Origin of the sequence: Rhizobium sp. OAE497, from assembly GCF_040546565.1 — a bacterium.
In the GTDB taxonomy this organism is placed as follows: domain Bacteria; phylum Pseudomonadota; class Alphaproteobacteria; order Rhizobiales; family Rhizobiaceae; genus Rhizobium.
In genome coordinates this window covers 3,025,001-3,038,840 of sequence record NZ_JBEPOA010000001.1, presented here as the reverse complement: position 1 = coordinate 3,038,840, position 13,840 = coordinate 3,025,001, and the positions used below count along the sequence as shown (strand labels likewise).

The 13,840-nt window shown below is 63.1% G+C and carries 11 protein-coding genes (1 of these 11 only partly in view); all 11 read right to left on the bottom strand.

The genetic code is table 11. The features are described from left to right. Window positions 1-59: 59 nt before the first annotated feature. Window positions 60-1,079 (bottom strand): ABC transporter substrate-binding protein, encoded by a 1,020-nt coding sequence (locus ABIE40_RS15375; RefSeq protein ID WP_199629961.1) that lies wholly within the window; start codon window positions 1,077-1,079, stop codon window positions 60-62. Beyond that, complete coding sequence (locus ABIE40_RS15370; protein WP_199629962.1) at window positions 1,076-2,125, bottom strand: LacI family DNA-binding transcriptional regulator; 1,050 nt, start codon at window positions 2,123-2,125, stop codon at window positions 1,076-1,078. The genes ABIE40_RS15375 and ABIE40_RS15370 overlap by 4 nt, the downstream gene beginning before the upstream one ends. A gap of 169 nt (window positions 2,126-2,294) precedes the next feature. Beyond that, a complete protein-coding gene (locus ABIE40_RS15365; protein ID WP_199629963.1) occupies window positions 2,295-3,737 on the bottom strand; it encodes an efflux transporter outer membrane subunit in 1,443 nt (480 codons plus the stop codon). 155 nt (window positions 3,738-3,892) lie between these two features. Continuing rightward, window positions 3,893-7,000 (bottom strand): efflux RND transporter permease subunit, encoded by a 3,108-nt coding sequence (locus ABIE40_RS15360; protein ID WP_130284650.1) that lies wholly within the window; start codon window positions 6,998-7,000, stop codon window positions 3,893-3,895. A gap of 47 nt (window positions 7,001-7,047) precedes the next feature. Then, window positions 7,048-8,265: an efflux RND transporter periplasmic adaptor subunit gene (locus ABIE40_RS15355; RefSeq protein WP_112720543.1), complete on the bottom strand. Its 1,218-nt coding sequence runs from the start codon at window positions 8,263-8,265 to the stop codon at window positions 7,048-7,050. Between the two features lie 149 nt (window positions 8,266-8,414). After that, window positions 8,415-9,014, bottom strand: a complete 600-nt coding sequence (locus tag ABIE40_RS15350; RefSeq protein WP_112720542.1) for a TetR family transcriptional regulator — start codon at window positions 9,012-9,014, stop codon at window positions 8,415-8,417. 111 nt (window positions 9,015-9,125) lie between these two features. Beyond that, entirely contained in the window at window positions 9,126-10,070 is a 945-nt protein-coding gene (locus ABIE40_RS15345) for a phosphoribosylaminoimidazolesuccinocarboxamide synthase (RefSeq protein ID WP_130284644.1), read from the bottom strand. A gap of 75 nt (window positions 10,071-10,145) precedes the next feature. After that, window positions 10,146-11,891 carry an SLC13 family permease gene (locus ABIE40_RS15340; RefSeq protein ID WP_199629964.1) on the bottom strand — a complete coding sequence of 582 codons (1,746 nt, stop codon included), beginning with the start codon at window positions 11,889-11,891 and terminating at the stop codon, window positions 10,146-10,148. A gap of 113 nt (window positions 11,892-12,004) precedes the next feature. Then, the gene (locus tag ABIE40_RS15335; RefSeq protein ID WP_199629972.1) at window positions 12,005-12,691 is read right to left on the bottom strand and encodes a phosphoribosyltransferase; all 687 of its coding nucleotides are present in this window, start codon (window positions 12,689-12,691) and stop codon (window positions 12,005-12,007) included. Between the two features lie 13 nt (window positions 12,692-12,704). After that, window positions 12,705-13,511: a pseudouridine synthase gene (locus tag ABIE40_RS15330; RefSeq protein WP_112720540.1), complete on the bottom strand. Its 807-nt coding sequence runs from the start codon at window positions 13,509-13,511 to the stop codon at window positions 12,705-12,707. Between the two features lie 207 nt (window positions 13,512-13,718). Continuing rightward, window positions 13,719-13,840, bottom strand: partial view of a hypothetical protein gene (locus ABIE40_RS15325; protein ID WP_112720539.1) — the 3' portion only. 85 nt of this gene lie beyond the right edge of the window; 122 of the gene's 207 nt are visible here — the last part of the coding sequence; the start codon falls outside the window, past its right edge; the stop codon is at window positions 13,719-13,721.

Sequence of the window (13,840 nt, the reverse complement as noted above, 5' to 3'; positions counted from 1 at the left end):
AGCCTTTTCTCAGGCGGGAAGGAAACGGTCCCGGCAGGCCGGGACCGGCGATGGATGGCTTACTGGCCGACGGTGTTGTTCCATTCCTTCAGCCAGGTGTCGCGGTTGTCGAGCGCCACGGCCGAGGGAATGAGCTTCAGGCTCTTGGCCGTTTCTTCGCCATAGGTGAGATTGTTGGCGGCGGCTTCCGACAGCTTCACTTCCTTGTTGGCGGGGCTGTCGACGAGCTTTTCGGCAAGCTTGGTCTGGATGTCGGTCGAGAGCCAGAAATCCATGAACTGCAGCGCCAGATCCTGGTTCTTGGAACCCTTCGCGAGGATCATGACGTTCATGCCGCCGGTCTGGCCTTCCTTCGGGGTTGCCCAGGCAACGGGAACGTCGAGCTTGGTGAAGCCCGCCCAGGAGAAGCGGCCGATCGGGGCGGCCCAGATCTCTTCCTGCTGCATCAACTGCACGAGCTGCGAAGACTTTTCGTAGAAGGTGACGATGTCGTCCTTCTTCTCGCCGACGGCTTCGATGGCGCCCTTCAGGTCGGGCGTATCCTTGCCGAGCGCTTGGCCAAGCATGAAGAGCGCCGGCGGGCCCTGGTTGGTCGTGACGTTCGGGAAGGCGACGTGGCCGACATATTCAGGCTTCAGGAGATCGGCCCAGGACTCGATCTTCATCTTGTCGGAACGGTAGGCGATCGAGGTGGCATAGAAGGTGTAGCCGACGCTCATGCCGTCGCCGTTCGGATCCTTGGCGATGTCGTAGAGCTTGCCGAAATTGGTGAGCTTGGAGGTGTCGATCTTCTCGATCAGGTCCTTGCGGGTGGCGGAGAGCGCGTCGGCCATCGAAACGACGGCCATGTCGACGACCGGGTTTGCCTTGTTGGCTTCCATCTTGGCGAGGCGCTCGACGCTGTTGCCGGTCTCGACGACGAGCTTGCAGCCGCACTGCTTCTCAAAGGGATCGTAGACGATCGTCTTGAAGTCGTCCTGAGCGAAGGCATAGACGGAGATCGTCAGCGTACGCTCCTGCGCCGAGGCGGCGAGCGGGGAGAGCGCCAGCAGCGCTACAGATGCGATGAGGGTCTTCATGTCAGGAGTTCTCCATCTGTCAGGTTTTGTTTTGCCGGGCTCACAGGCCCGGAGGATTGGCGGACGATCAGTTGCATGGGCACGCGATCGGTCTCGGCGCTCACGATGATCCCCTCGCGGGTGCCGTTCTCCATGATCACCTTCAGCAGCGCTGAAATGGCGATCTCGGCGATCCGGTCCATGTCCATGCGCGCAGTGGTCAACGCCGGGGTGACAACCGGCGACCAGATGAGGTCGTCGAAGCCGGTGACGCTGACATCGGTCGGCACATTGATGCCGTCCTGCTGCAGCTCGGTGAGCGCGCGGAGCGCCTGAAGGTCGGAGAGGGCGGCGAAGGCGGTGAAGCCCTCGGCGGCCTTCCTGGCGAGGCCGAGCCGGCAGCCGCTTCCCGAGGTCTGCTCAAGCTTTTCGATCCACAGCGTTTCCGAGCTCATGCCTGCGGTCAGACCCGATCGGATGCCGCCGGCGCGGTCGTTCTGGACGTTTGATTCCGGATTGTTGCCGATGATGAGCACGCGTTTGTGGCCGAGGCTTGCGAGATGGGCGGCGATCTGCTGGCCGCCCTGCCAGTGGTCGGCGGCGACGGTATTGCCGGGGGTCGATGCCGTATCGATGACGGCGACCGGGCAGCTGGAGGCGGAGATGCGCGTGGCGCGGCGCGGCACCACGACCATGCCGTCGACGCCGCGCTCGATCAGCCGGTTGATCGCTTCGGTCTGCGCCGTCACGTCGCCGCGGGAGTCGGCGATCAGGACACCGTAATCGGCGGACTTTGCCGCAAATTCGATGGCCTGGGCGATCTTCGGAAAGAGCGGATTGGCAATGTCAGGGAGAACGAGGCCGAGGACGCCGCTGCGGCCGGTGCGCAGGGCGCGGCCTGCCTGGCTCGGGATATAGCCGAGCTCGGCGGCATGTTCGCGGATCTTTTCCGCCAGCTGTTCGGAAACGCGGCCCTTGCCCGACAAGGCATTCGAAACGGTCGCTACGGAGACGCCGAGCGCCGTCGCGATCCTGCTCAAATTCGGTCCCGGGCGTGACGAAGCCATGGTTTGCCGTGCGGTTTGATTAATCGTTTAATCAGCGTGTACAGGAAGCATGTGGCGTTGTCGAATCGAATCTTAGCGCAATGCGGGTTTTCCGCACTGGATTAGAGGTTGCGAACATAAAAAAAGCCCCGCGAAAGCGGGGCTTTTCTCGGATCGTTTGGAGCGACCGTTACTTCTTCTTGACCGAAACGGTCTCAACCTTTGCTACAGCAGCCGGCTTTGCACCATCAGGCGCATAGCCACCGCCGATGGCGACGTTGAGCGAGACATAGTCCTTGGCCATCTGCTGGACGGCAGCGGCCAGGCTTGCCTGGGCGGTCGAGACGTTGCGCTGCGAGTCGAGAACGTCGAGCAGCGAGGAGGCGCCGTCCTTGTAGCTGGCGGTCGAGAGCTCCAGCGATTCCTGGGTCGTCTTGACCTGGGCACGCAGGGCTTCCACCGTCTGGGCATCGCGGCGAACGGCAGACAGCGCATTCTCGACCTGCTCGACGGCGCTCAGAACAGCCGACTTCCAGGCGAGATAGGCAGCCTTGGCATCCGACTTGGTGATGTCGACATTGGCGCGCAGACGGCCGCCGTCGAAGATCGGCAGGTTCAGCGTCGGGCCGAAGGACCAGGTGGTCAGGCCGCCATTGCCGCCAACCGGGCGGACGTAGGACGGCGAGATCGAACCCGACAGCGAGATCGACGGATAGAGCTGTGCTTCGGCAACGCCGATATTGGCGGTGGCAGCAGCGAGATCGCGTTCGGCCTTGCGGATGTCGGGACGGTTGCGGATCAGGTCAGCCGGAATACCGGCCTGCAGACCGCCGCGGAACACCGGCTGGCGCGAACCCTTCTGCAGTTCGGCCATCAGCGACGATGCCGGCAGGCCGAGCAGGGTGGCGATGTGGTGAGCAGAAACGCGGAAGCTGGTTTCGAGACCGGGGATTTCGGCCTGGGTCGCCTGGACCAGACCTTCGGCCTGGACGACGTCGAGGCGCGAGGCGGCACCGGCTTCGAGCTGGAACTTGGTGAGATCGAAGGTCTCGCGGCGAGACTTCAGATCGCCCTTGGAGAGTTCGATGCGCTCCTGGTAGTAGCGGGCGTCGATGTAGCTGTTGACCAGATCCTGGAGGAAGGTGAGCTTGGCGACATCTGCGGTGGCGTAAGCCGAATCCAGCGATGCCAGCGCGCTTTCCTTCGAGCGGCGGTATTCGCCGAAGAGGTCGAGGAGCCAGGAGACATTGGCTTCGCCGGCGGTGGTGTTGGTAGCGCCGCGCTGGTTGCGCAGGTTGCCCATCTGGCCGCTGACGGTCTGCGATGCACCGACGACGAGGCTCGGCAGGGCGCCGGCACCGGCGACGGTGACCTGGGCTTCAGCCGAATTGATGCGCTCGAGGGCCTGCAGCACGTCGAGGTTCTGGCCGATACCCTGGGAGACCAGCGAGTTCAGCTGCTGGTCGCGGTAGGCCGTCCACCACTGGGCGGTCGCAACATCACCATTGCTCTTGACCCCGCCTTCGCCAAACTTCGCAGGAAGCGGCATTTCCGGCGGTACATGATCCGGGCCGCTTACGCAGCCCGCCAACAAAAGCATCAACGCCGGTGTGGCATAACGAAGAGATACCATGCAATGTTCTTCCTGTAACTCGACCAAGTCCTAAATTTCTTGTCCGAAGCATCATGCTTCGCAATCGGCCGCGCTCCGTGCCAACGAGATACACCATGCCGAAGCAGTCGGCCGCAATGTAGCAATGAGTCTGGCGTTCGGGCAGTGTATTTTTATCACACTCCCGCCTCATTTTTGCGCCGCGAAAACACCCGGCGGATGACCACGAAGAAGGACGGAACGAAGAAGATCCCGAGTGCGGTTGCCGCCAGCATGCCACCGAGAACGCCGATACCGATGGCATTCTGCGCCGCCGAGCCTGCGCCGGTCGCGATCGCCAGCGGCACGACGCCGAGGATGAAGGCGAGCGAGGTCATGATGATCGGGCGCAGACGCAGCCTTGCCGCTTCGAGAGTCGCCTCTAAAAGGCCCATCCCCGTTTCCATTCGGTCCTTGGCAAACTCGACGATGAGAATCGCGTTCTTCGCCGCCAATCCTATCGTCGTGAGCAGGCCGACCTTGAAGTAGACGTCGTTCGCCTGGCCGAAGAGCGTTGCCGCCGCAAGCGCGCCGAGCACGCCGACCGGCACGGCCATGATGACCGAGAACGGGATCGACCAGCTTTCATAGAGCGCTGCAAGGCAGAGGAAGACGACGAGGACCGAGATCGCGTAGAGCATCGGCGCCTGCGAGCCGGAGAGCCGCTCCTGATAGGAGATGCCCTGCCATGCCACTGTATAGCCGCCACCGAGCTGCGCTGTCAGCGCTTCCATCTCGTTCATCGCGTCACCGGAGCTGACGCCCGGCGCCGAGGCGCCGTCGAGCGGGATGGCGCTTGTGGCGTTGAAGCGGGCGAGCGACGGCGCGCCCTGCGCCCATTCCGTCTTGGTGAAGGCGGAGAAGGGGACCATTTCGCCGGCCGTATTGCGGGCATACCAGTGATCGAGATCGCTTGGCTGCATGCGGAAGGGCGCGTCGCCCTGCACGTAGACAGGCTTGATCTCGCCGTTCAGCGTGAAGTCGTTGACGTCGCGGCCGGTGAAGATGATCGACAGCATCGAATTGACCGAGGCGATATCGACGCCCATTGCACCGATCTTTTCCTGATCGATGATGATCTTCATCTGCGGCTCGACTTCCTTGTTGTTGGAGCGCAGAGCGACGACCTTGCCGCTGCTGTTGCCCATCTGGATCAGCCGCTTGGAGGCGGCGTCGAGCGCCTGCGTGCCGTGGCCGCCGGTATCGACGAGATACATCGAGAAGCCGCTCGAGACGCCGAGGCCCTGGATGGCCGGCGGCAGGAGGGCGAAGACCTGGGCTTCGCGGATCGCGAAGAAGTTCTTCAGCGCGCGGTTGACGACAGCCTGCGCATGCAAGTTCGGGTCGGTACGCAGCGAGAAGTCCTTGAGCTTGGTAAAGACGATCGCGCTGTTCTGGCCGGAGCCGTTGAAGCCGAAGCCGAGGGCGCCGAAGACGGAATCGACCGCGTCCTTCTCGTTCTCACGATAATAGTTCTCGACCTTCTCGACGACGGCCTGGGTCTGCTGGGTCGTCGAGCCCGGCGGCGTCGTGACGATGGTCAGCAGCACGCCCTGGTCTTCCTGTGGCAGGAAGGAGCTCGGCAGGCGCGCGAAAAGATAGGCGCAGCCGGCACCGATCAGCAGGAAGACGAGCATGACGCGGATCGGCCGCTTCAGAAGATAGCCGATGCTGCGGACATAGCCGTTGGTCGAGCGGGTGAAGTTGCGGTTGAACCAGTCGCCGATGCGGTTCTTCTTATGACCGTCGACGGGCTTCAGCATCGTGGCGCAGAGCGCCGGCGTCAGCACGATGGCGACGAGCGCCGAGAGCAGCATCGCCGAGACGATGGTGATCGAGAACTGACGGTAGATGATGCCGGTCGAGCCGCCGAAGAAGGCCATCGGAATGAAGACGGCGGTCAGGACGAGCGCGATACCGACGATGGCGCCGGTGATTTCGCCCATCGACTTCTCGGTCGCTTCGAGCGGCGAGAGCTTCTCTTCGGACATGATGCGCTCGACATTTTCGACGACGACGATGGCGTCGTCGACGAGCAGGCCGATCGCCAGAACCATGGCGAACATCGTCAGCGTGTTGATCGAATAGCCGGCCGCCGCGAGGATACCGAACGTTCCGAGCAGCACGACGGGCACGGCGATCGTCGGGATCAGCGTGGCGCGCAGGTTCTGCAGGAAGATCAGGAGAACGACGAAGACCAGCACGATCGCTTCAATCAGCGTGTGGATGACCTTCTCGATCGACAGCTCGACGAAGGGCGTGGTGTCGTAGGGATAGGTGATCTCGACGCCTTCAGGCAGCGAGCGGCCGATCGTATCCAGCGAGGCGCGGACGCGCTCGGCGGTATCGATGGCGTTTGCGCCGATCGCCAGATTGACGGCGAAGCCGGAAGAGGGCTGGCCGTTATAGCGCGAGGCGCCGCCATAGCTTTCCTGGCCGATCTCGATGCGGGCGACGTCGCTGAGGCGCACCGTCGAACCGTCCTTCTCGACCTTCAGGATGATGTGCTCGAAGTCGTCGACCGTGGTCAGCTGGCTCTGGGCGGTGATCGTCACGTTCAGCTGCTGGCCCTGCGTCGTCGGCTGAGCGCCGAGCGAACCGACGGAGACCTGGGTGTTCTGCGCCTCGATCGCCGAAGTGACGTCGCTTGGGGTGAGCTGGAACTTCTGCAGCTTGTAGGGATCGAGCCAGACGCGCATGGCGTAGCCCGAGCCGAAGATGTTGATGCTGCCGACGCCTTCGAGGCGCTGCACCTGATCTTCGATCGAGTTCGAGATGATGTTGCCGAGGTCGACGGAGGAGCGCTTGCCGTCGGTCGAGACCAGCGATCCCACGAGCAGGATGCTCGACGTCGAGCGGGTGACGCTGATGCCGGCGTCGATGACGTCTCCCGGCAGCTGCGACTGCACGAGCTGCAGCTTGTTCTGCACCTGAACCTGGGCGATGTCGGCATCGACGCTGTTGCCGAAGGTCAGCGAGATGCTGGCCGAACCGGTCGACGAGGTCGAGGTCATGTAGGTCAGGTCGTCGAGACCGGTCATGCCCTTTTCGATGATCGTCGTCACCGATTTCTCGACGGTTTCGGCGCTGGCGCCGCGATAGGTGGCGTTGATGCGCACCGTGGTCGGAGCGATATCCGGATATTGCGAAATCGACAGCGTGTAGATGCCGAGCAGACCCGCGAGCATGATGGTGATCGCGATGACCCACGCAAAGATCGGGCGTCGGATGAAGAACTTGGCCATCAGTTTTATTCCTGTGCGGCTTGGATCACTGTGAGAGGCGTCGCGACTTACTTCGCGGCGGGCTTCTGAGCGTCACCGGCCGCAGGCTGTTCGGCAGCCACGACCACACCGTTTTCATTGATTTTCATGGGAACCGGCTTCACCGGCATGCCGGGCGCGATCGACTGCAGACCGCTGACGATCAGTTGGTCGCCGTCCTTGACGCCCTGGTTTACGAGCCACGAATTGTTCGAGGGCGTCGCATTTTCGAAGACGCGGGTCTCGACCTTGCCGTCGCCGGAAATGAACTGCGCCGTCAGGCGGCCGTTGGCGTCGCGGCTGGTCGCCAGCTGCGGCAGCGCGTAGGCGTCCTCGGAGCCGAGCTCGACCGTGGCGCGGACATACATGCCGGGCAGGATGACGCGATCGGGGTTCGGGAACAGCACGCGGATGATGAAGGTGCCGGTCGTCTCGCTGACGATCTGCTTCGACATGTCGAGCTTGCCCTGCTGATTGTATTCCTTGCCGTTCTCGAGGATCAGCCGGAAGGCAACATTCGCCTTGTCCTTGATGTCGCCTGCGGCCATGGCATCGCGAATTCGCAGCAGGTTGGTGCTCGATTCCGTCAGCGAGATGTAGATCGGGTCGAGCTGGCGTACCGTCGTCAGCGCCGTCGTCTGGTTGGCGGCGACGACGTTGCCAATATTGTAGGCGGTCTGGTCGATGATGCCGTCGAAGGGGGCGAGGATCTTGGTGTGATCGAGATCGATCTGCGCCGAGGCCAGAGCCGCGCGGGCGGATTCGACTTCCGCCTGAGCCTGCAGCAGCGTCGTCTTGGCGGTTTCGTATTCGATCTGCGTCGCGCCGCTGCCGACGAGGCGCTGGTAGCGGTCGAAGTTGCTCTGGGCGCTCGGCACGCTCGCCTCAGCCTTGGCGATCGCGGCCTTGGCCTGTTCGACCGCGGCGGCATAAGGCGCGTCCTCGATCTGATAGAGCACGTCGCCCTTCTTTACTTCGCCGCCTTCGCGGAAGGTGATCTCGCGGATGATGCCGCTGACCTGCGGGCGGATATCGGCCGTCTGATAGGCTTCGGCGCGGCCCGGAAGGATCGTCGTAACAGGATAATTGTCCTTGGTCAGAGCGACGACGCCGACGGGTGCGGCCTGCTGGGCAGCACCGGCACCAGCGCCTGCTGCGCCCGCCTGCTTGTTGCCGCTGTCGCTGCAGGCGACCAGAAAGCCGCCGAAGACCAGAGCCGTGGAGAGGAGGAGAGCACGCCGTATCATTCTGAATTCCCTGGTGCGGTTGGCATATGAAGGATCAGCCGGAAACAGCCGGACGCGCCATGGAAGACGCTACGCGATCCGGATCAAACGCCATCATCCGAATTTAAGAAAAGCTTTCTGAAGTGACGTAATTCAGCAATCGTCACTTATCAAGCGCTATTTTGCAGTGCGGCATCAACAAAGCTGACGATGTCGTGTGCTTTGTGAACGAGCGTGTCCCTGTCGTCGCGGGCAATCAGCACGGGATGAAGCACGCAGGCCAGCACGTCGGCGACGGTCACCGCCGCATGGCCGGTATCGGTGCATTTGTAGCTTCCGGCGGCGACACCCTGCCGGATGATCTGCTCCAGACGATGTTCGATCCGCTCCCGGTAGCGGGTGCCGGCATCGAGCTTGGCCTGGATCGTCGTCAGCACCATTTCGAAGATATAGGGGTTATCCTGGATGTCCTGCAGATGGGAATCGAGCAGGCGCAGGACGAAGCGCTGCAGCTGCTCCTTGGCCGGCAGATCGCCATCGACGGCGCCGAAGCGCTCGGTCGCCGCGCCAAGGTGAATTTCGGCGATGGCATCGACCAGCGCCGTCTTGGAATGAAAATGCTTGAAGATATTGGCGGGGGACATGCCGAGCGCGGTCGCGATATCGGCGATCGACACGGCCACATAGCCGCGTTGACGAAACAAGATCTCCGCCATCGACAGGATGTCGGCTCTCGTTTCCTCGGCCTTCCGTCTCGGCCTCCGTGCCATTCAGCCCTCTGCCGGTCTTTGCCGGCATCCCCTTATTTCCCGAAATGCTAACGCGACTGCGGCCGCGCCCGCAAGCGTGCAAAACGCAATGCGGGTACGGCCGGGCGATCGTCAGGCGAAATAGGGCGCAAGATTCTGGCGCACGCGGGCAAGAGGCGTTTCGCCGCTGTCATCGGCAATGAAGGCCTGGCCGGTGATGGCCTCGAACGCCTTGATATAGACGGCGGAGGTCTGCTCGATCAGGTCGGCCGGGATTTCCGGGATCTCGTCCTTATAGGGATCGCAGCGATCGGCGACCCAGGCGCGGACGAAATCCTTGTCGAAGCTGACGGGGCGTCCTCCGCTTTCGAAGGCGGCCTGATAGCTGTCGGCCAGCCAGTAGCGGCTGCTGTCTGGCGTATGGATCTCGTCGGCGAGAATGATGTTGCCGTCGGCGTCGGTGCCGAACTCATATTTGGTGTCGACGAGGATGAGGCCGCGCTTGGCCGCCATTTCCTGGCCGCGGGCAAAAAGCGCCAGCGCGTATTTCGAGAGCGTGTCCCACTGCTCCTGCGTCAGCAGTCCGCGGCCAGTGATCTCGGCAGGCGTCAGCGGCGCGTCGTGACCGCCGTCGAATTCCTTGCTGGTCGGGGTGATGATCGGCGTCGGCAAGATCTGGTTGTCGCGCATGCCGTCGGGCAGCGTGATGCCGTACATCTGGCGCTCGCCCTTCTTGTAAAGAGTGAGGATCGAAGTGCCGGTCGTTCCCGCGAGATAGCCGCGCACGACGACCTCGACAGGCAGGATGTCGAGGCGCTTGCCGACGACGACATTCGGATCGGGATAGGCGATGACGTGGTTCGGGCAGATATCCTTGGTCGCCTCGAACCAGTAGCGGGCGGTCTGCGTCAGTACCTGGCCCTTGTAGGGAATGCAGGTGAGGATACGGTCGAAAGCGCTGAGGCGGTCGGTGCTGATGATGATGCGGCTGCCATCCGGAAGATCGTAATTCTCGCGTACCTTGCCGCGGTAGTAGTTCGGCAATTCGGGGAAATGGGCTTCGGATAGGATTCGCACGGGCTCAGCATTCCTTTGTGGGAGAGGTTTATCCCTGCTCTAGTTTCATTGCGGGCGATGTCAAGCAAATGGCGTTCAAAGCCAGACGGCCGCGACAATCAGCACTGTCATTATATATCCAAGCAGCGCCAGCGGGCCACCGGCGCGCAGGAAATCCGAAACCCTGTAGCTGCCGATGCTCATGGCGAGCGTATTGTTGTGGTGGCCGAAGGGCGTCAGGAAATCGAGCGAGGCGCCGGCCGCGACGACGATCAGGTAGGCTGCGGGCGGATGATGCGCGGCTTCTGCGAATTCGATGGCGATCGGGCTGAGCACGATCGCCACCGTCGCATTGTTGACGAAGGGCGTCAGCGCCATGGCGACGAAGAGCAGCACCGCCATTCCGGCGAGCGGCATCGAGATCGGCACCACGAGGCTCAGCCATCGCGCCACGACTTCGGCGGTTCCCGTCGTCTGAACGGCGGTGCCGATCGGGATCATCGCCGCAAGCATGATGACGATCGGCCAGTTGATGTCGGCCATCGCCTGGCGGATGTTGAGAAAGCGGGTGACGGCGAGCGCAAAGACGACGATGGCGAAGGCGATCTCGGGTCTCAGGACGCCGAAGGCCGGGAGAAGCACACCGGCCGCGAAGATCGCGAAAGGATACCATGAGCCTTTCGAGCTGCCCGCCGATGGCTGGGTCGCAAGCGGCAGGCATTCGCATTCGTCCAGCGCCTCGGCGATCGCATCGCGCGTGCCTTCGAGCACGAGGATATCGCCGATCGACAGCTGCAGATCCTCGAAGCGGCCTTCGATGCGCGGCGAGCGCATGGAGATCGCGGTGACGGTAATGCCCCGGTTGCGGAAGACTTCGAGCGAGCGGATGCGCGAGCCGATCAGCGTGCTCTCCGGCATGACGACGGCCTCGATGCGGGCGAAATCGGTCTGCAACCCGTTCGGATGCGCGGGCGCCAGCAGAGCGCCGCCGGCTTCGAGATCGGAAAAGACGCTGTCGGCGCCTTCGGCGAGCAGGGTGTCGCCGGGTTCGATCACCGATTTGGCGAGACTGCCGAACACGAAGCTGCCGTCGCGGGTCAGCGCATGCGGCTGCAGCCCGAAACTGTCAGCACAGTCCGACAGGCGTGTCCCGACCAGCGGCGAGGAAAACGGGATCTCGCGCTCGGCGACGATGCGGCGGGCGGCGGGCGCCGGGCCGGAAATTTCCTCGTCTGCTTCAGGGAACAGGCGGGTGACGAGGAAGGAAATGAGCAGGATGCCGGCTGCCGCGACTGGCAGGCCGGCATAGGCGAAGTCGAAGAAGCGGAAGCCTTGACCTGTCGCCTTTGTCAGCGCGTCGGAGACGAGCAGGTTGGCCGGCGTGCCGATCAGCGACACCAGCCCGCCGAGCAGGGCGGCGAATGAGATCGGGATCACCAGCTGGCGGCGCGGGATCTGCAGCACGGTGCCGACCCTCAGCGTTGCCGGCAGCATGATGGCGAAGGCGCCGATATTGTTCATGAAGACGGAGATGAAGCCGGTGATCGATGCCAGCGAGGCGATGACGGCAAGGTTTGACCATTTCGCCGATTGAAACCGCTGCGCCAGTCCATCGAAGAACTTCGCCTGCGCCAGCACCTGCACGATCAGCAGGATTTCGACGACGGTGATGACGACGGGGCTGGCGAAGCCGGAAAAGACCGCATCGGCGGGATAGAGCTTCAGCAGGAAACCGGCGAGAAGGCCGCCGATCGCCACGACCTCGATCCGGAAGCGATCGAGGGAAAACAGAATGAGCATCGCCGCGAGGAGAACCAGCAGGGAGGCTTGCTCGACATTCATGGGCAGGCTCGCGTTGCAACCGTCAGCCGAATGTAGCGGCGTCTCGGCGGCTGTATAGAGAGAGGCGGAAGAAAGATCGCACAATCCTCAGCTTAGGGCCGAGCGGTCAGCGCTCATGGCGCCGGTGCGCGCCAACGGCCATCCGCGGTCTTTTCGAGGATCGGGGTGGCGAAAACGCCGGTGGTGCGGTCCAGCCACTGGCCACCGGCGGCGGCGAGCTTGCCGCGCCAGCGCCCGGATTGCAGCATGGCGGCGCCGATCGCAACCGGTTCGATGCCGCACTGATCGAGCAGGCCGAGGCCTGAGACGATCGACGTGCCGCTGGAAATGACGTCGTCGACAAGTGCGACACGGCGTCCTTCGAGCAGCGGCAGCATGCGCGGGTCTATATAGAGACGCTTCTGCTGGTCCGGCGTGGTGATCGAGGAAAGCGCGACCGAGAGGTCGTCGCGGTACCAGAATTTTCTGGAGGTGCCGAGCGGCACATATCTGATATGGCCGAGCTTCTGGGCAACGGCGGCGGCAAGCGTCAGGCCGAGCGTCGGCAGACCGGCGATCACGTCCGGCTTGAACTGCTGCAGCCTGGCGGCAAGCGCTGTCGCCAGCGCATCGAGAACGGCAAAGCTCGCCTGGTTGACGATCAGCGATGCCAAAGCGTGTTCGCCATCGGCGAGAACGCGGATCGGCAGGCGCAGCTGGCGGCCGTCATCCAGTTCGGCGACAAAGAAATGCGTCAAATCGCCAGCGGTCTCGAAGGTGCCGGGCGGGTGGAGTTCCTGCCAGAAGTCGTGGGGAGCGATCTCCATATGCCGTTCAATCCCGTCTTGTCTTTTCCATGCCGGTGCGCCGCTTGAGATCACGGAGCTCCGTCTCTGTGAGCGCGCGGACGGCGCCCTTCGGCAGTTCGCCGAGTTCCAGGCCGCCGATCGCCACGCGCACCAGCCGCAGGCATTCGGTATCGAGGGCTTCGAGCATGCGGCGGATCTGCCGGTTGCGGCCCTCGTCTAGTTCGACCTCGATCCAGGAGTTGCGGTCGCCGTTGCGCAGCAGCCGCGCCGAGGTCGCCTTCAGGAGCTCGCCGTCGTGGCGCACGCCGTAAGTCATTTCGGCCAGCAGCTCTGCATCCATGATCCTGTTGACCTGCACATGATAGGTCTTGGCGACATGGGTGATCGGATCGAGCAGGGTCTGGGCGAACTTGGTGTCATTGGTAAAAAGCAGCAGGCCCTCGCTCGCCTTGTCGAGGCGGCCGACCGGCGACAGGTGCGGAACGTCGAAATCCTTCAGGCAGTCATAGACTGTCGGGCGCCCCTCGGGGTCGTGACGGGTGGTCACCAGGCCGCGCGGCTTGTTCAGCATCAGATAGATCTTGTCCTCGGCGGCGATCGCCGTGCCATCGACCGAGATCTTCGCGGTGGCGATATCCACCCAGGCGCTGGTATCGGTGATCTTGCGGCCATCAACGAGGACGCGGCCCTCGGCGATCAGCCGCTCGGCCTGGGTTCGCGAGCAGAAGCCGAGCTTGGAGAGCGCGCGGGGCAGGGTCACCCGCTTGCCGCCATTGTCGGCGGCGGGCTTGGCGCGGTCTCGCAACTTCTGCGGGGGGCGCCGATCCCTCACTGCGCTATCCTTGAAGCGTTCATGGAGCAGGTTCTTGGCACGAACGGAAGGATGGCGCCAGCGTGGGCCGGAGAAATCCAGAGAATTTCAGAGAATGAGGATATGCGGGCGCGCACGAATAGGTATCGGCGCGAAGGGCGCCGTGACGAAGGATTAGAGGGTCAAAAACCCATGATCTGCGATGCCAGTATCAATGATCGGCCGCAATCAATGATAGGCCAGGAAACCTGCAAGCTCCTGACGGCTGACAGTGATGCCGGCCGCCGCTTTGACCGGATCGGGATGCGTGTAGGACAGGCTTGCCATGTCGGGCAGGTCGAGTGCCTGCT

Bases quoted from the DNA above. Each gene is read 5' to 3' on its own strand.
- ABIE40_RS15375 (WP_199629961.1), bottom strand. From the start codon at position 1,079: ATGAAGACCCTCATCGCATCTGTAGCGCTGCTGGCGCTCTCCCCGCTC.
- ABIE40_RS15370 (WP_199629962.1), bottom strand. From the start codon at position 2,125: ATGGCTTCGTCACGCCCGGGACCGAATTTGAGCAGGATCGCGACGGCG.
- ABIE40_RS15365 (WP_199629963.1), bottom strand. From the start codon at position 3,737: ATGGTATCTCTTCGTTATGCCACACCGGCGTTGATGCTTTTGTTGGCG.
- ABIE40_RS15360 (WP_130284650.1), bottom strand. From the start codon at position 7,000: ATGGCCAAGTTCTTCATCCGACGCCCGATCTTTGCGTGGGTCATCGCG.
- ABIE40_RS15355 (WP_112720543.1), bottom strand. From the start codon at position 8,265: ATGATACGGCGTGCTCTCCTCCTCTCCACGGCTCTGGTCTTCGGCGGC.
- ABIE40_RS15350 (WP_112720542.1), bottom strand. From the start codon at position 9,014: ATGGCACGGAGGCCGAGACGGAAGGCCGAGGAAACGAGAGCCGACATC.
- ABIE40_RS15340 (WP_199629964.1), bottom strand. From the start codon at position 11,891: ATGAATGTCGAGCAAGCCTCCCTGCTGGTTCTCCTCGCGGCGATGCTC.